The organism is Psychrobacter sp. CAL346-MNA-CIBAN-0220 (assembly GCF_040309805.1).
Lineage (GTDB): Bacteria > Pseudomonadota > Gammaproteobacteria > Pseudomonadales > Moraxellaceae > Psychrobacter.
Genome location: NZ_JBEOPF010000001.1, coordinates 412695 through 430551, shown reverse-complemented (window position 1 = coordinate 430551; position 17857 = coordinate 412695). Strand labels below are relative to the sequence as shown.

The 17857-nt window shown below is 42.2% G+C and carries 13 protein-coding genes; 7 read left to right on the top strand and 6 right to left on the bottom strand.

The genetic code is table 11. The features are described from left to right. The first annotated feature begins 227 nt into the window (after nt 1–227). Nucleotides 228–803 carry a GNAT family N-acetyltransferase gene (locus AAEY88_RS01680; RefSeq protein WP_350558131.1) on the top strand — a complete coding sequence of 192 codons (576 nt, stop codon included), beginning with the start codon at nt 228–230 and terminating at the stop codon, nt 801–803. A gap of 155 nt (nt 804–958) precedes the next feature. Beyond that, on the top strand, nt 959–2464 hold the full coding sequence (locus AAEY88_RS01675; RefSeq protein ID WP_350558128.1) for a bifunctional 2-methylcitrate dehydratase/aconitate hydratase: 1506 nt from the start codon (nt 959–961) through the stop codon (nt 2462–2464). A 57-nt stretch (nt 2465–2521) separates the two neighbouring features. Here AAEY88_RS01675 and AAEY88_RS01670 read toward each other — a convergent pair whose 3' ends face one another. Then, entirely contained in the window at nt 2522–3292 is a 771-nt protein-coding gene (locus AAEY88_RS01670; protein WP_350558125.1) for an SDR family oxidoreductase, read from the bottom strand. A gap of 287 nt (nt 3293–3579) precedes the next feature. Beyond that, entirely contained in the window at nt 3580–5085 is a 1506-nt protein-coding gene (locus tag AAEY88_RS01665) for a nucleobase:cation symporter-2 family protein (RefSeq protein ID WP_350558122.1), read from the bottom strand. A 606-nt stretch (nt 5086–5691) separates the two neighbouring features. Between AAEY88_RS01665 and AAEY88_RS01660 the strand changes: the two genes are divergently transcribed. The 3 genes from AAEY88_RS01660 (at nt 5692) to AAEY88_RS01650 (ending at nt 9996) form a co-directional block, all read left to right on the top strand. Next, the gene (locus tag AAEY88_RS01660; protein ID WP_350558119.1) at nt 5692–7089 is read left to right on the top strand and encodes a DUF2868 domain-containing protein; all 1398 of its coding nucleotides are present in this window, start codon (nt 5692–5694) and stop codon (nt 7087–7089) included. A 120-nt stretch (nt 7090–7209) separates the two neighbouring features. Next, nucleotides 7210–8214, top strand: a complete 1005-nt coding sequence (locus tag AAEY88_RS01655) for a sterol desaturase family protein (RefSeq protein ID WP_350558116.1) — start codon at nt 7210–7212, stop codon at nt 8212–8214. A 105-nt stretch (nt 8215–8319) separates the two neighbouring features. Next, nucleotides 8320–9996 carry a DUF3482 domain-containing protein gene (locus AAEY88_RS01650; protein ID WP_350558113.1) on the top strand — a complete coding sequence of 559 codons (1677 nt, stop codon included), beginning with the start codon at nt 8320–8322 and terminating at the stop codon, nt 9994–9996. 40 nt (nt 9997–10036) lie between these two features. Here AAEY88_RS01650 and AAEY88_RS01645 read toward each other — a convergent pair whose 3' ends face one another. From AAEY88_RS01645 to AAEY88_RS01635, 3 genes are all read right to left on the bottom strand, one after another. Then, nucleotides 10037–11056: an ArsA family ATPase gene (locus tag AAEY88_RS01645; protein ID WP_350558110.1), complete on the bottom strand. Its 1020-nt coding sequence runs from the start codon at nt 11054–11056 to the stop codon at nt 10037–10039. Between the two features lie 42 nt (nt 11057–11098). Then, nucleotides 11099–11407: a cory-CC-star protein gene (locus AAEY88_RS01640; RefSeq protein WP_407074413.1), complete on the bottom strand. Its 309-nt coding sequence runs from the start codon at nt 11405–11407 to the stop codon at nt 11099–11101. Nucleotides 11408–11688: 281 nt separating this feature from the next. Then, a complete protein-coding gene (locus tag AAEY88_RS01635; RefSeq protein WP_350558107.1) occupies nt 11689–13368 on the bottom strand; it encodes a carbon starvation protein A in 1680 nt (559 codons plus the stop codon). A 632-nt stretch (nt 13369–14000) separates the two neighbouring features. Here AAEY88_RS01635 and AAEY88_RS01630 point away from each other — a divergent pair. Then, nucleotides 14001–14672 (top strand): hypothetical protein, encoded by a 672-nt coding sequence (locus tag AAEY88_RS01630; protein WP_350558104.1) that lies wholly within the window; start codon nt 14001–14003, stop codon nt 14670–14672. 109 nt (nt 14673–14781) lie between these two features. Beyond that, nucleotides 14782–15345, top strand: coding sequence for a hypoxanthine-guanine phosphoribosyltransferase (locus tag AAEY88_RS01625; protein WP_350558102.1), 564 nt, complete (start codon nt 14782–14784; stop codon nt 15343–15345). 92 nt (nt 15346–15437) lie between these two features. Here the strand turns inward: AAEY88_RS01625 and recD are convergent, their stop codons facing one another. Continuing rightward, nucleotides 15438–17765, bottom strand: a complete 2328-nt coding sequence (recD, locus tag AAEY88_RS01620; protein WP_350558099.1) for an exodeoxyribonuclease V subunit alpha — start codon at nt 17763–17765, stop codon at nt 15438–15440. Between the last annotated feature and the right edge of the window lie 92 nt (nt 17766–17857).

Genomic DNA, 17857 nt, shown 5'->3' with positions numbered 1-17857 from the left:
AAGCAGTTTATATTCGATTCACTTTAAAAAAACCACAGTGCGGCTAGGATAAAATTTTCGAAGCCTCTGGAGTGACGAAGTCGCACAGCAAGCGAGGGAAATTCATACAAGCAGCGCATTATCGGATCTGTGCCTATTTTATTTTGAACTGACTATAGAATCAAAGTTATAGAGTAGCTTGTATATAATAAAATCAGCAATCTAATAAATAGGGAGAACTAAAAACGATGTCATCTAAAACTATGCCAAGTACTACCATGCAGAACACCAAACCTTCACTACCATCAGTATCGTGGCAACTAACCTCTTTTGCTGAGCTAAGTGCCTATCAGATATATAACATCATCCAAGCGCGTGAACAGGTCTTTGTTAAAGATCAAAAATGCTCTTATATTGATGCCGATGGTCTCGATTTTGAGGCGATGCACTTATCGGCATATCAAGACGATACAGATAGCCAAAATATCAATAAAAACCATGCCGCGCAGGTATTGGCCTATTGCCGGATACTTGCGCCAGTAATCACTAACCATCCAGATATGCCTAGTACAGCGCACAGCTATCCCCGTATCGGTCGAGTATTGGTAGTAGCTGACTACCGAGGTTATGGGCTGGCACGACAATTGATGATATGGGCGATTGATTATTGCCATATCCAATTTCCCAAGCAACCTATACATATCTCTGCGCAAACTTATTTAATTGAATTTTACCAATCGTTAGGTTTTATCTGTGATGGTTTGGTTTATGCTGAAGAGGGCATTGAACACATTCATATGATTTTAGACGACATCAAAGCTTAAATAGTTTCATTCAAAGGGTTACTACTGGCTGATAACTGACTTATCTTGGTTGTACACTATCTCACTGTTGTTTTATATCGAGTATGTTACCTTGTTAATTAGCAATGATTATCAGCAATAGATAAGATAATTCACTTAAGGAAGAGGAAGAAGAAATGACTATGACTAATGTAGAAAGCAACGTCCGTCCAGAGTATGACACCGAGATTCAAAAAATAGCCGATTATGTTTTAAATTACTCTATAGACGACGACTCTCCAAACCGTGAAGTCGCTTGGAATACTGCACGCTATTGTCTGATGGACACCATTGGCTGTGGATTGCTAGCACTGCGTTTCCCTGAATGTACCAAGCATTTGGGGCCAAATTGTGCCGATCAAATTACCCCTTACGGTGCGCGTGTTCCTGGAACGTCTCATCGACTTGATCCTATTAAAGCGGCCTTTGATATTGGCTGTATGGTACGCTGGCTTGATTATAATGACACTTGGCTTGCTGCCGAATGGGGTCATCCCTCGGATAACTTAGGCGGTATTTTAGCCGTAGCGGATTATATCAGTCAGAAAAATGTCAGCCAAGGGCGTGCCGCGCTGACGATGAAAACTGTGTTAGAGGCCATGATTATGGCGCACGAAATCCAAGGGATAATAGCGTTAGAAAACTCCTTTAACCGCGTTGGACTGGATCATGTGTTCTTAGTGAAGCTGGCATCAACAGCAGTAGTCGCCAAGCTATATGAGCTACCACGCGAGCGTATCATGGCAGCCTTATCGCAAGCTATTGTTGATGGCCAAGCACTGCGTACCTATCGTCACACTCCTAATGCAGGTAGCCGAAAGTCATGGGCTGCAGGCGATGCCACCAGCCGTGCTGTGCGCTTGGTAGACATTACCAAACGGGGAGAGATGGGAATACCTAGTGCCCTGACGGCTGCACAATGGGGATTTTATGATGTGCTATTTAGCCACACCAATAAAGACTTAGCGACTAAGCCTGAAAGCGAACGTCGCTTTAAATTCCAGCGTGACTTTGGCAGTTATGTGATGGAAAATATCTTATTTAAAATAAGCTTTCCCGCTGAATTTCATGCGCAGACCGCGTGTGAAGCGGCAGTCATTCTACATCCCATGGTCGAAGATAGAATTGACGATATTGAAAAAATTGTGTTAACCACTCATGATTCGGCGATTCGAATCATCTCAAAAGAGGGCGCGCTGGCCAATCCTGCTGATCGTGACCATTGCCTACAATATATGGTTGCTGTGCCCCTGTTAACCGGTGATCTGATGGCAGAAAACTATGAAGATGACTATCATGAGCAGCATCTATCAATCGATGAGCTACGTGGCAAAATGGTGGTAGAAGAAGATACGCGCTATTCACAAGATTACCATGACCCCAGCAAGCGCTCTATTGCTAATGCCATTCAAATATTTTTTAAAGATGGTACTAGCACTGATAAAGTCGCGGTTGAATACCCAATCGGTCATAAACGTCGCCGCGAAGAAGGTATACCCGTATTAGAGGCCAAGTTCCAAGCCAGTCTTGCTACTAGGTTTATCGACAGTCATTGTGATGCCATTGTCTCGCTATGTAGCGACCAAGACACATTAGAACAAACGCCCGTGAATGAATTTATGGATTTATTTGTCATTAATTAGGGCGCTTGTTTAGCTGTCAAAACCACCTTCAAATGATAATAAGTCAATACCGTGGGCTTACCACGGTATTGACTCACCTGCCCAATCAACAAAACTACCGGATTGACTGGCGTTCATACCTGTCAGTACTTCCAGTAAGCACTCTGCGCTATAAGCAGGCGAGAATAAGTGTCCATCGGCAACATTGGCCTGGAATGGGGCCGACAGCTGAGTGTTAACCGTACCCGGCTGCATGACTACCACGCAGACGTCTTTGAGCGCCCGGCCCCATTCGATACTGAGGTTTTTCATACCCATATTGAGCGCCGCTTTACTCATCCGGTAGCTATACCAGCCGCCCATTTGATTGTCACTGATACTACCCACCCGCGCTGATATGGTTGCAAAAATAGCAGGGTGGTCATTACTGCGCGTCGATTTGGCCAATAATGATCTAAAGTGCTTGGCAATGAGTAAACCCGCTAAAGCATTGACTTGCATGTTTTGTAAGAAAAAATCAGTTTCCACCTGTCTAAGTGCTTTTTCAGGTTGCGATTTATCAGTATGCAGTAGCCCCACGCAGTTAATGATCCAATCAAGATGCGGGCTCTGTTTTTCAATAGCCTCTGAAGCTTGTTTTATACTATTTTCATCACTGACATCCATTTGTAGCCAATGCAGATTGTCCGCCTCAAAATCAGGTATGCGCCTATGGTAAGTAGCAAAGACACGAATATTGTCTTCTTCTTTGCTACCTTTCTCCTTAGCGGTAGTTGCTACCAGCTGCTTAACCATAGCTTGCCCGATACCGCCCGTACCGCCGATAATAAGATAAGTTTTAGGATTCATAAAGCATTCCTCATTGTTGTGACGATTGATAGATTACTCATCATATATTTTGACTGAATTTTTTACCTTTTACCATGACTCATAATTTTATGTTATCAATTTATTCGGGTTGAAACATGCAGTATTAAGAAAGAAGCACTGTACTGCTTTCTATTATGGCGTTACTACCCTAAGAAAGACTAGGTATTGAGCACTTATACCCCCTAAAAAAGCCGCCTCATTGGGCGGCTAAATTAATAGAAAGTGATACGTTATTAAGACCGTTTATCACTGTTAATAAGCAGTGGTTAATGATGAGCCGCAGAACGTGGCGCTTCTGCCCCTTCTACTGATACCACAGGAATCTCTTTGCCGTCACAATCGAATAGTTTACCTTCAGTGAAGTAATCGCCTTCGGTCAAATCTATAATGGCAGCAGGACGTACTGACCGGTCTTGGGTACCAGCTACAAATACCGACTGTTGATCTGAGTTACCTATTTTTAAGTGGTTAAATAACAAGTTTAAGAAGATAGCCATAATTGCCGCAGAGCTGATACCTGAGTGAAAAATAGTCGCGAACCAGTCTGGAAATTGATCATAAAACGATGGCGCCGCAATCGGTAACATACCAAAGCCGATAGAGGTAGCAACAATAATAAGGTTCATATTATTGGTATAGCTGACCTGTGCCAAAGTACGAATACCACTGGCTGCTACGGTACCGAATAGTACGATGCCCGCGCCGCCTAAAACGGCAGTTGGAACGGTTGCAATCACGCGACCCATAATCGGCATCAAGCCTAAAACCACTAGAATAATACCCGCATAAGCCACGACAAAACGGCTCTTAACGCCTGTTACAGCTACCAAACCAACGTTTTGTGCAAAGGCACTTTGAGTGAAAGAACCAAATAGTGGTGCAATCATACTTGCCGCCATATCAGCGCGTAGACCATTACCTAAACGTTTTGAGTCAACTTTAGTCTCAATAATATCGCCAACCGCCAAAATATCTGCTGAGGTTTCTACTAAAATAACCAATACCACAATAAACATAGAAACGATGGCAGCAATCTCAAAGGTAGGGGCGCCAAAATGGAAAGGTGTGGGAAAGGCGAAGATAGAACCAGTGGTAATGCCGGAGAAGTTAACCAAACCAAAAGCCCAAGCAGTAAAGGTACCAATGACCATAGCAAGCAAGATCGATAAGCGACTGATAGCTGCATTACCCAGCTTGCTTAGCAGCAATACCATTAATAACGTAAAGCCGGCCAGACCAATATTGGTCACGCTACCAAATTCAGGTAAGTTGCTATTGCCACCCATTGCCCAACGTGCAGCTACGGGCATCAAGGTCAAACCAATCGTGGTAATGACTGTGCCGGTTACCAGTGGCGGAAAGAACTTAATAATTTGGGAGAAAATAGGCGTAATTAAAAAGCCAAGAGCCGAGGCGGCAATAACAGCACCAAATACCGAAGGTAGCCCGCCCCCCGAGGTCACAATGGCAACAACGGTCGCAACACTCGCAAAAGACACCCCTTGTACCAGTGGCAGCTGACAACCAAAGAATGGTACACCAAGAGTCTGTAATAATGTTGCAATACCGCCAATAAATAAAGAGGCGGCAATCAATAAACCAATTTCAGCTGGTAGTAGCCCAGCCGCTTGTCCAACAATCAGCGGTACAGCGATAATACCACCATACATGGTGAGTACATGCTGAAAACCATAAGCAATATTGGCACCAACGCCTAGATTTTCATCTTCTGGCCGTGCGAGTGTTTGTTGAGAGGTGGATTTCATATCCATAATTACGCGTGCTCCCTGCATGATATTTTTTAATATGTCCTGACTGACATATCATTAGTGGTGTAGAAATAAATGTGAGTGATTTTAAAATAGTCTAATTTTTAAATATTAAGCAAAAATCAACTTTTTATATTCAACATGGAGATGGAAGCCTTAGCTCCTAATCAAGAACAGTGTGTGAGCTGGATTCATGATTAGAGAGTGTGGGCACCTCTCTCACACTTCTTTATTTTTGCAAATTTTTTAAAAGTAGTTAGAATTTTACGGAGCATCGATGCAGGAGCATCAAAACTGTCTTCTACTGTGATTGCAAGTATTGAGGTAATGGATGACTTATTTTCTATTGCTCTTTTTTTTATTTATGATAGCCCGTTTATCACTCACTTTTAGAATAGCGTGTATTTATAATAACTGCCAGTTATTTTTTGACCATATGGTCAGGTTTTTAGATTATTTGTGTATTTATACTTACTTAACAACAAAAATGTTAACGTGAGTAAATGCGCTACAATAGCTATGTGCCTGATTACGTTATAACTTTATGGCTCATTTTTTGGCTGTCTTAACGATTTTTAATGTGCACTTCTATACGGATATTATTCCATCATGCTATCACCCCAAGACCAACTGACTGAGCTGGTGCGAACCCTTGAGACCGCGCAGCACGTTTTTGCAACTGATCCGTTACTGGTCACCGAAAAATTGCAAGTAGAAGACGGGTCTCCCATTCAAAAGCTGCATCGTCGCGCCTCGCGTATTGATAGTAATGGTGCGCTGGCACGAGTGCTCGGTAAGATTGACGGACGTATTAAGGGCATCATGATAGTCATGAGCGTCGTCTGGTGTGTGTCAGGGTTTTTAGGTTTGTTTACCTTACTACAGGCCAATGTGGTCAATTTCTTTTATGTATTGGTCTGTTTGCTAGGTTTTCATACGATTATGCTAGTCGGCTGGCTAGTATTAACCCTGGTTAATCAGGGTAAGCAATCCTCGAATTGGTTTGCGAGTTTTGTGAGTCCAAGCCACCTTATTCGCGGTAAAGACGATATCACGCAAGCGGCAGTTGGCTTATATGAGCAGCAACTCCAGCATAGTGGTATGCGCTGGTATCTGGGAAAATTCAGCCATCAGTTGTGGCTTGCGACCCTAACCGGTATGCTTTTTGCCATTATATTTTTGTTAATCGTACGGCAGTATAGTTTTAGCTGGGAGTCGACATTACTATCTGATCAGGCACTAATTACCCTTACTCACCTGCTGGGCTGGTTACCTAGCATGGTGGGTTTTGATGTGCCTGATAATACGGCTATTGTACAAAGTCGCTTAGTGACTGATGCTCTGCCTTTGTCAGTGGCAAGACAGTGGGCAAGCTTGTTAGTTGGTAGCCTGCTGATGTATGGCATCGTACCGCGCGCGATTGCTTGGGCATTTTGTGCGCTGATGTTCCGCCGTAAAAAGATGCGTTTAGATATAAAACTACCCTATTATCAAAAAATCCTGAATTTTTGGCAACGTCATGTGGTCGATGCCGATGATTTCATTGAAGTTGCCGCACCTGTCGCTCCAAAAGCGACTGTTAGTGCTGGCAAGAAGTTAGTCGCTTTACTGGAATACCCGTCCAACCAGGAAAAATGGTGGCAGGTAGGTCTCGAACTTTCTAATAATAGCCGCAATGAACATAAGATAGAGAACGAGATAGAAAATTTCGGTATCGTTGATGATCGTGAGGATATGACCCGCTTAATCGCTTATTTAGAGCAACATTCGGTCCAAGTACTACTGGGTATTCATAATAAAGCGCTGCCAGATCGCGGTACACTGCGTAAACTGGATCAAATTGCCACTCATGCTAAGCATGGTCTTATCGTTCAGCTGTTAAACAACGACACTGTTCCTAATCAGCCTGAATCAGAGACAGAAATGATATCGCCAAAAGATATTCGCCAGCAACAATGGCAAACGGCGCTTTCTGAGCGAAAGATTGGCTTGGTTAATAATTATTAAAACACAGTATCTGCTGTCTAATGACGTCAGCATTCACAACAAATGCTGATTTTTTAAGGGTTTAGCCGTATATTAAAATGACAGGGACGTCAGGTAACAATCGATAAGTGGTGGGATGATATGGCAATATCAGATAACAGTAGTCATTCAGATACTGGCTTAAGCAGTAATTTGATAAATTTGAGTCAGTACGGTCAGACCTTAGAGGGCTATAAAGACACGCTGAATCAGAGTATTCTCGCGTTTGCTCCTGAGTCATGGCAGTCGCTGCTTACCAGTATTTTACCAACACACTGGCAAGAATGGTTATTGCCGTTGATGGGTGCTCCGTTTTTCTTATTGTTTTTGGCAGAGTGGTTTTATCAGTCTAAACGTGGGCGCAGTGATTCCTTTAACTGGCGACGCGCGGCGACTAACTTTAGCTTAGGCGGATCTTACTTAAGCTTTGAGTTAATTATTCAAGCGTTGATAGTGTTGCCGATTTGCTTATGGTTATATCAATATCGTCTGTTTACCATTGATGTGACCTGGCTAACCGCAATTCCAATCTTTATCGCCGTCGAGTTTTGTTATTACTGGTTTCATCGCAGCTCACATCGAATCAACTGGTTTTGGTCAGCACATGTAGTGCATCACTCCGATGATCAGATGAATCTATCTACTGCCATGCGCCAAAGTTTGCTGTATTCGGTTACCGGCTGGTGGTTATTCTTCGTCCCACTGATGCTGCTTGGCGTGCACCCAGTTTGGGTGTTTTTCTTCTACGCGTTAGATTTAATTTATCAATTTTTTATTCATACCGAAACGGTTGGCAAGTTTCCAAGATGGATTGAATACGTCTTTGATACCCCATCCAATCACCGTGCCCATCATGGTACCAATGGCGACTATATTGATCAAAACTATGGCGGAGTCATCATTATTTTTGACCGCTGGTTTGGCACTTATGTAGAAGAGGACGCTATTAATAATCCAGTAAGCTACGGCGCTGTTGGTGAAACCAGTCATGATAATATTTTCCATTTAATATTTTCAGTGTTCTATCGTATGTGGCAAAGGTTTTTTCAGACAAAAGGCCTTAAAAATAAACTCAAAGTATTGTTTAGCCCACCAGGCACGGTTTAATACCAAACATATCTGGGTTCAGCAGGCGATTGATGCTATTTTATTATTTAAGCTAACCTTTAATAAAGAGCTTAACTTTCAACACTAATAATGTAAGACACTATTATGAACCGTGATGATAATAAAGATGTGGGCATGAATAACAATAATACCAATCAGCCGACAAGTCTCTTTGCTGATAAAGCTTATGCTGCACCATCTGAACAAAACAAAGAGCAGCCTATTAATATTAATAAGGATCAAAACACTAACAGTACGACTGACCCTTACTCTATCTTAACCTCAGAATTGTCACTTGAAACGACAACGCGTAATAAAACCACTATTGCTAGTGGTGAGCCATTAAAACTGGCAGTCGTTGGTCATACCAATACTGGAAAGACCTCAGTATTGCGTACCCTACTGCGTGATGTTTATTTTGGGGAAGTAAAAAACGAAGCAGCCACTACCCGCCATGTGGAGCGCGCTCAGTTGACTGACAGTCAAACAGGCGATGTATTGGTCTCTCTATATGATACACCCGGATTGGAAGATGCCTCCGGATTGATGGATTGGCTGGAAGATAACACCGCCAGTCGCCGTGATGGAATTGAGCGTTTACAACAATTTTTGGCAGCAGACATTGCATCTGGGGCTAACGGTGCTGACAGCTTAGACGATTATGGATACAACGACTATAGCCAAGAAGCAAAGGTTATCCGCCAGTTACTGGCAAGTGATATGGCAATTTATGTGGTTGATGCGCGCGAGCCAGTGCTGGGTAAATATAAGGACGAATTGGCTATTTTGTCATGGGCGGCGATTCCGGTCATGCCCGTATTTAACTTCACTGACAGCCAAGATGCCAATATCGACGAGTGGCAGACCATGCTGGCACGTCGTAACTTGCATATTTCAACCCGTTTTGATTCTGTAGCTTTTGAATTCTCAGATGAAATACGATTGTGGCAAAGTCTGGCTACTATGCTTACCCATGCAGAAATGCTCGAGCAGTTGATACAACGCCGGACTGAAGACTGGGCCCAGCTATATGATGAGGCCAATATTATTATTGCGGACTTTTTATTAAATGTCGCCGCCTTTGTCCGCGAGATTAGCGATGATGACGACCCGCTGCCGGTATTACAGCAAATGCAAGAAGCGGTACGCCAAAGCGAGCGTGCTATGCAGCATAAGCTATTAAATTCATATAAGTTTTATGATAATGCCGTAGCAGCAACCCCACTTGAATTGCAAGCCTATCAGCAAGACCCCTTTAATCCCGAATTGCTCAAGAGCTATGGTATTCGTACGACTTCGGGTGCTGCTGCTGGCGCTTTATTGGGATTAGGGTTTGATGCAGCTGCTTTAGGCACGACATTGGGATTGGGTGCTGCACTAGGTGGTATCGCGGGGGGATTATTGTCTAATACTAGCAGTATCGCGGATAAAATATCGGGCGTAAAGCGCTTATATATTGACCCTGCTACGATAACCTTGTTGGCTACCCGTGCGATAGACTTACTGACTGCCCTACGCCATCGTGGTCATGCCGCTACTGATGCCACCCAAATGTTATATAGTGGTGACGGTTCGCAAAATCCTAATTCTTATGATGATACAAATACTGGTGATGATGCTACTCTTATAACCCCTTGGCCGACAAATAAGTTACCTAATGAGCTTAAAAAAGCCCGAGGTAAGCCGCAATGGTCATCATTGAGCAGTGGTAAGTCTGAACAAGCACAAAGTTTGCGTACTGATGCGGCTTGGGCGCTTTCACGTAAGCTAGAACGAGCATAATTGTTTATAAGCACTTATAAAGTATAGCAAAATGAATCTCCTACTTTAATAACGCACTTAAAGCCTCAGTACCGCGAACGTCTGTTTGCTGTAAGTAAATTGGGTATATCGGATAATTAGTAAAGCTTCGCTCAATATCGCCCATGAGCTGCTGCTGCCTATCGGCGCGTTGCTGCCAGAACGTATCCTTTTGCGTCGGGGTAATGAGTTGATTGACCACGATTGCTGCTGGCGTGAGTTTGGTTTCCTCTAATTGCTGAATGGCACGCTGGGTTTCTGCTAAGGGCAGTACATCGGCGGTCATCACTTGTACAATCGCTGTTTGCGCGCGGTCATGAAGTAGCTGCCCTGCCTGACGAAACAACTCTTTGCGTTTTTCTAATACTGATACCGCCTGCTCCCAGCGATCTGGTTTATGCTTGGCAAATGGGTTTGGGACATCTTTTTTATCGTTGCTAGCTTTAGCCTTACTGGTATTAGTATCTAAGTGAGTGGCAACCGAACGTAATTTAGCTTGCCGCCGCTGCTGTGCCAACAGCCCATCCGTCCATGCCCCCATCATTTCAGGCAATACCAGCAAGCGTAAAGTATGTCCTGTGGGTGCCGTATCAAAAATAATATGATCATAACCGGCATCGGCTGCCGCCACTAAGTGTTGACACATTGATTCTAACATTGCCGCTTCCTGAGCCCCAGGAGCTGACTTTGAGAGACGCAGATGCTCACGAATTTTTGGCATCATATCGGGATTGGTATAGCCTTTAATAGTGCGCTCGACTTGTACAAAGTGAGCATCTACGATGATGTCAGGATTCAACTCGATAGCATCAAGGTAAGGTGTGATAGCTGTTTTTTCATTACTTAGCTGTACGTTTAATACATCGCCTAAACTATGCGCAGGATCGGTTGAAATGATCAGTGTCTTTTTTTGCTTGGCAGCATAATGGCTGGCAAGTGCCGCTGCGGTGGTCGTTTTACCTACTCCGCCTTTACCACCAACGAATATAATCGGTTGTGAGGAAAGTTGCGTTACCAATGAGCTTAAAGGTTGTAATGACATATTTTATATCTCAATTATTTTTACTATTAGTTATTAGTAAGACTAGCAACAACCAACATGATCAAACGGACATCTATCCATTCCCATACGGGTATGCCATTCGTGGAAGTTTTCTAAGAATAATGGCTGTAATTCAAGGGTGTAAAAGCTGGCCGGATTGTCAATTCCTAAGCTTTCAGCAAACATCAGCAGCATAAAAAAGTCTTCTTCATCACGTGCTGCCCGAGCCATCGTTTGCCGATAAGGCGCATGATAGAACTCATTAAGACCTTCTGTAAAACGTTGCCACCACGGTGCGATTTCTTGTGCATAGTCGTCGACAGAGCTGGCAGGTGTGTTTATTGATTGCACTGAATCATCCGAGGGTTGATTTATCAGATTGTTATTATCATTATTTTTCATAGTTTGACCTAATTTTACTAGTAATGCTTATTATGTAGTACTTATGCGAGGTGATAGATAAAACATACCATACTTAGCTATAGTAATGATAAATAGCCGTGATACTTATCGTTTGCTTTTCTTTGATTTCCTGTGCAAAAACCATTCATCACTTGATAACATAAAAAAACGCCAGCAATTGCCAGCGTCTTATTTTAATTTAACCATTGGTTTTGATAAATAGTCAGCTATTAAGATTGATCTTTACCTTTGTGTTCTGTCCATTCACGGCGCAGTACAGACAAACTCTCAAAGGTGACCAATATGGTAGCAATCAGGATAATAATATCCATAGTGATAAGCAACCAATTGCCATCAACGTAGAAGGTTTTGAGCTGGATCAATAACGCAAATACTGTCATCACTAATAGGAACGATAAGGGCGCTAAGGTATACCAGACCGGCTTACCTTTACGTAATAAGATAACAGTCACAATCATCAAGGTTAATGCTGCCATTAACTGGTTAGTGGTACCGAATAATGGCCAGATAATCATACCGCCGGCACCATCAATACCACCGGCACCAAATGCCAATAGCAAACAGGTTCCTACTGCTAGAAGCGTGGCCACTACACCTTTGGTTAATATTGGAATATTATAAAACTCACCAAATTCTTGGAAGATATAACGTTGTAAGCGTACCCCAGTATCCATAGTGGTACCCGCAAATAGTGCGGCCATAACCGTCAGCATGGTTTGTGACAATACCATATCAATACCAACACCGGCATTCAATATTGCAGCGCCGCCGTCAATAAATGCGCCAATAGAGCCGTCACCGAATTTTTGATAAACGGCTTCCCAATCACCAAGCGTAGCAAACCCTGCGGTCGCCGCAAGAATCGCACCTAACGCTAGCATACCTTCGCCAAGCGCACCAAAGTAACCCACGAAACGCGCATCTTCTTCTTTATCAATTTGCTTAGAAGTCGTCCCTGTCGCGACTAATCCGTGGAAGCCTGAGATCGCACCACAAGCAATAGTCACAAACAATAGTGGCATGATTGATGGTGTGTCTATTGGTAAATTGGTATTAATCGCCGGTGCCACAATAGTAGGTGTTGAGATAAAGATGGCGGCATATAATAAAATCAAACCAACGAATAACTGCAAGCCATTAATATAATCGCGTGGCTGCAATAACATCCATACCGGTAGTAATGAGGCAACTGCCGCATAGGCAAATAAAATAATAATCCAAACGGCATTATCAGGTAGACCAAAAACGGTCTCAGGGAAGGCGAATGGGAACATAGGACCAAGGTAAATTAGCCCATATAATGCGACTACCCCAATGATTGATACCCAAAGTAAATTCATCTGATAGCGATAAATACACTGACCAATAATAAAGGCAACGATTAACGCGCCCCACACTGGTAATACGGCTGACGGTGTTTTAATCATCATATTGGCAATAGCAACGCCGAATACAGCATTGACCATGAGCAATAATAAGAAAATCACAACCATCATCAAGCTACGTACGCGCGTACCCATAACCGTACCGGCAATAGAGCCAATAGACTGACCCCGATTACGCATACTTGCCCATATGGCTGACATATCATGAACGCCAGCCATAAAAATCGTCCCAAAGACCACCCAAATTACCGCAGGTAACCAGCCCCAAATAACAGCAATACCGGGGCCAATAATCGGTGCAGCACCGGCAACGGAGGTAAAATGATGGCCCCACAACACATACTTATTAGTGGGAACATAATCTACCCCATCTTTCATCGTATGAGCTGGCGTGGGACGGTTATTATCTAATGCCAAAATCTTGGTGGCGATAAACTTCGAATAAAAAACATAACCACAAAGCATCGCGGCGACGCCAACGATTAATACAATGGCACTGTTCATCTTATCTCTCCCTAGATAAAGTGAGGGTGGAAAATATCCATTTCCTCATAATATCCTTATTTTTTATTCCATAGTAAGCGCTGGCAAGACAACCCTATTAATCTATAGTCAAACCTATATAAATCTGACTTTATGGTCGTTCTATATGCTATTAAGTGGCGCTCTATGTAGTCGTTACTGTTGAGTACAAGCTTCTATTACTAAACGCTTGTGATGATGATCAGTTAGGATACCAATCAGAAGCCTATATTCGATGAGTATAGACAAAGAAAATCGCGATTAAGAGATAACAGATTTATCTATGATCTGTAAAATATGAAGTGCGGGCTAAGCTGTGCTAATGTATTGACATACTGGCTTAAGTGTAGCCGATTTGACATAAAATGTAACGTTTAATATCTATTGTACAATTATTCAGCATTAATTTTAAGATATCAAGGTAGCCGCTGAAAGTTATTTTGAGTGAGTATATATTGATGTCTATACTCTTTGAAGTATTTGTAGATAAAAAAGCATACGCCTCATGCTACTAGAAACAACGCTTTAACAATGATAATTTGGCTATACTAACTCTGTAAACAATAATAAGCTAAACATTGAAAATTAATTAATATTAAAAGAAAGGTACTGTAATGGCACACTATTTTGGATTTATACCGTCGGATGAACTTAACGATATGATTGATGAAGCCGAGCGTATTATTGCCTCAGATGAGCAAGTCGACTACTACCCCTATCGTAATGAGCTTACACAACAGGTTGCTAGTGAACTTATTGATAATTTATTGGTCAGCTTAATTGATGTGATTCCAAACCCTGAACGGCAAGCGTCTATGCGTAAGATTGTTGGAACTATTGAGCGTGCTACTGAGACACTGCTTAACGTCTTGCTTGGCAAAGATAAAAATGAAGATATCATGCCCAGCTTCAACTTTTTAAAAAACCAGTCTATGTTTATAGATAATGAAGGGTTACGCCGTGTGGGGTTTAAACTCTCTGAAGAGTCGGCACAAACAATTATTGAAGGTTTTGCAGCGGTCACGCCAGATACAGTAGATAAGGCGCAGTTCAAAACGGCGCTTGAGACCATGAATGAGGAAGCACTTACCCACTTTATCAGCCGCTTTACTGAAACGCTTAAACTGGGCATGATCAAACGCAAATCTATTCCCGTTGCCAAAGCGGCTATTGATAAAGGAATGAGTATGGCGATTAATAAATTACTACCGCAATTACCTGATGCGGGATTAAACCGTTTAGCACGTTTTTATCGGCCCTTTTTCATAGAAATAGCAGATGAATAAAGCGTTAATAACAATATGAGATTATTTTTGTCTGAAAAGCCATGTGGCATTGGGCAAATTCACTAAAACTTGCTAAAATAAGCAGCACTTTCTACCGATGGCGCAACCAATGACTCAAATTAGCAACCAAGAAATTGAAAAAACCTTACGTAACTCAGAGTGCCTTATTAGCAGTATGGAAGTGGCTGCTGCTTATGAGCGTCTTGCCGCGCAGCTCAATCTACATTACGCTGGGCTGAACCCGATTGTCATGGTCGTTATGAACGGCGGCCTTATTCCAGCCGGTCAACTGCTTACCCATCTTACGTTCTATCATCGCATGCATTATATTCATGCATCTCGCTATCGTGATAATGAAGGCACCAATGAGCTAGACTGGAAATTCAAGCCTGACGTCAATATCGCTGGTGAGCATGTGTTACTAATTGATGATATTTTTGATGAAGGCATTACTTTAAAAGCTATTGTTGAAGAATTGAGTAAAGAGAAACCTCTGTCTATTGAGTCTTGTGTACTACTCAACAAACAGCATGACCGTAAAATCTCAGGCTTTGAAGTTGATTTTGTGGGTATCGATGTTGCTGACCGTTATGTTTATGGTTGCGGCATGGATTTCCATGGTTACTTGCGTCACCTACCTGGCATCTATGCTATTAAAGAAGACAAAGTGTAGGATTTTCTGCCCTTTTATTAAGCATTCTCATATAAAAAAGCATCCTTATTGGATGCTTTTTTATATCTCTTTTTTACAGAAAATAAGATTTTTTAATAACTATCAGACGTTCTATCAAGTTGGGCAAACTGTAGCTTTAGCCCTGTTTGTCTTTCAGTTGGGGTCGATAACGCGCGCGTAAATGCGGAAGCGGTACTAAAGATGGAGACTTGCTTTTTGGCACGTGTTACTGCCGTATAAATTAGTTCCTGACTGAGTAAACGCCTATTATGATCATCAAAGGCAATCGCCACATGTTCAAACTCTGACCCTTGCGACTTATGAATAGTCATTGCATAGGCGGTTGCAATCATCTCGTCACTCAGCATATTGGTAGCCATGCCTTGTTTTTTATTTTCAAAAAATACTTGCAAGCGCCCTCTTTCTGTCTGTAGACAAATACCAATATCACCGTTAAATAGACCCAGTTCATAATTATTTTGTAATACCATCACTGGGCGTCCGTGATACCAAGGAGATTTGGACAGTGGTAGTTTTAATTGGCTTCGATGTTGTTCACTTAAATAGCGATTAATGGAATAATCGCCGCAGCGACCATGGTGACCCGCAGTAAGAACTCTGAACTGATTAAGTAAGGTTATTAATTCGTTAAAATAGCTAATATATTCTTTTGTTGGCACAGAATCCGCTATCTTTATTTTTGCTAATATTAATTTGGTTTTATCCATATAATCAAGGTAATTTTTGGAGATTACTTTTAAAAAATTGTAATTACTTAGGCTATTTTTTATCGTACTATCAGAAGCTATATTATTATTGCCTTCTTTATTCTCAGATACAACGTTAATTAGATGATAAAAACTCAATGCTTCATCTTCACGTAATAATTGCCAGACTGCTGTCATATTTTGATCTGTAGATTGGTGTTGGTCTGCTTGGTTAATTAGCCGTGCCAGTTTGCCGATGCCTGAGTCCGCAGTGAAACGCCGACTCATCTTAAGGCGCTGATGAATTTTTTGTAGCGCAGGTATGCGGCATAAATCTGCTAATACCGCTCCCGCATCGACCGCTGCTAATTGATTGGCATCCCCTAATAGAATAAGCTGTGAATTGGGTTTTATGGCACTGACCAGATAATTGGCCAACTCTACCCCGAGCATAGAAGCTTCATCAACGATAATAATATCTTCACTGAGTGGATTGTCAGCATGATAGCGTGGGCGACCACCCTGCCCGATACCAAGCAAGCGATGGATAGTCTTAGCTTCTGGTAGTTGTATGGACACGCCAGCTTGCTGTATGGCGTCCTGTAGCGACTCTTGCATACGTTGGGCGGCTTTACCAGTTGGTGCGGCTAAAGCTAGATTTACGCTAGCTTTACCCTTTGTTTCTTCTATCCCTGCTCCTACGTTTTTAGGTTGTGCCTGCTGTAAAGCTATTACCAATTGAGCAACGGTAAAGGTTTTTCCGGTACCTGGACCTCCAGTGATGATACTAAAAGCAGATTGATTCGCCATATGAATAGCATCTTGTTGTTCAATATTTAATAACGGATTAAGGGTTATCGGTAACTCAGTAACCTTCTGCTTTTTGATACGAATAATATGATGAGCCAGCGCATATTCGGCCTGCCATGTACGATGCAGCCATAATGTTACGGTAGTATGGTCGTCTTTTGGCTCGCTTTTTGAATGGAAAATGATTGGTCTATCGGTTTTATCTTTATCGTTATCAATATTTTTCCTGAAGAGTGAGTGATTGTTTAGATTATTTATAAATTTACTTAGGCTATTTTCTGTTGAAGTAGCTGTAAGGGCTATTTGTTTTAAATAGCGATAAAGCTGAGTGCAGGCGCTATAACGCTGCTCTAATATTTGTTTTTCATATTCTGGTAATATCGATTGCCGCATTGTCGCATTCCAAAACGCTTGTTGCTCTAATAGCTCAATGCTAGTGAAAGCTTCTGACATGCCTTCTAGTGGTGTAAGTAGCGCTTGTAACAAAGGTTGTAATAACTGCTGCTGCCAGCCAAAAAGTTCAGTATTACTGTTTTGCAAATAATCAGTGCTAAGATAATTATCCTCCAGCACCAATACGGTATGCCCTTCCTCCAATCGTTGTACCAGCACCTCAAATATCGCTTCAAATAACCAGTCTTGCGTTTCTTTGTCATCACTATGCATAGCGTCAGGCTGTAGTTGTGCATGATATGCCAGCTGAGTCTGCTTACGCCGTTGTAATAGGTACTGGCTAATCGTCGTTGCCCAACTGCTACCAATATCGCTATTAGAGCTGCCTTGAACACTGCTCTGGTGATTACCCGCCCGCCCTTGTTGAGGGCTTGCTCTGTTTTTTGCCGAACTACTTAGGTCTTGAGTTACTTTTTCAGTGGTCTCTTTCTCAATGTCATCATTATTCATTATTTATTCACTTATTATTTTTGGCTATAGCGTTTATGAAAGTTAGTTATCAGCATAGATTTTTTGTTAATTTATCTAGTTACCAATGATTG

Excerpts from the sequence above, each read along its gene's own strand:
- AAEY88_RS01635 (WP_350558107.1), bottom strand. The coding sequence starts at position 13,368 with ATGAACAGTGCCATTGTATTAATCGTTGGCGTCGCCGCGATGCTTTGT.
- AAEY88_RS01680 (WP_350558131.1), top strand. The coding sequence starts at position 228 with ATGTCATCTAAAACTATGCCAAGTACTACCATGCAGAACACCAAACCT.
- AAEY88_RS01655 (WP_350558116.1), top strand. The coding sequence starts at position 7,210 with ATGGCAATATCAGATAACAGTAGTCATTCAGATACTGGCTTAAGCAGT.
- AAEY88_RS01675 (WP_350558128.1), top strand. The coding sequence starts at position 959 with ATGACTATGACTAATGTAGAAAGCAACGTCCGTCCAGAGTATGACACC.
- recD (WP_350558099.1), bottom strand. The coding sequence starts at position 17,765 with ATGAATAATGATGACATTGAGAAAGAGACCACTGAAAAAGTAACTCAA.
- AAEY88_RS01660 (WP_350558119.1), top strand. The coding sequence starts at position 5,692 with ATGCTATCACCCCAAGACCAACTGACTGAGCTGGTGCGAACCCTTGAG.
- AAEY88_RS01670 (WP_350558125.1), bottom strand. The coding sequence starts at position 3,292 with ATGAATCCTAAAACTTATCTTATTATCGGCGGTACGGGCGGTATCGGG.
- AAEY88_RS01630 (WP_350558104.1), top strand. The coding sequence starts at position 14,001 with ATGGCACACTATTTTGGATTTATACCGTCGGATGAACTTAACGATATG.
- AAEY88_RS01625 (WP_350558102.1), top strand. The coding sequence starts at position 14,782 with ATGACTCAAATTAGCAACCAAGAAATTGAAAAAACCTTACGTAACTCA.
- AAEY88_RS01650 (WP_350558113.1), top strand. The coding sequence starts at position 8,320 with ATGAACCGTGATGATAATAAAGATGTGGGCATGAATAACAATAATACC.
- AAEY88_RS01665 (WP_350558122.1), bottom strand. The coding sequence starts at position 5,085 with ATGGATATGAAATCCACCTCTCAACAAACACTCGCACGGCCAGAAGAT.
- AAEY88_RS01645 (WP_350558110.1), bottom strand. The coding sequence starts at position 11,056 with ATGTCATTACAACCTTTAAGCTCATTGGTAACGCAACTTTCCTCACAA.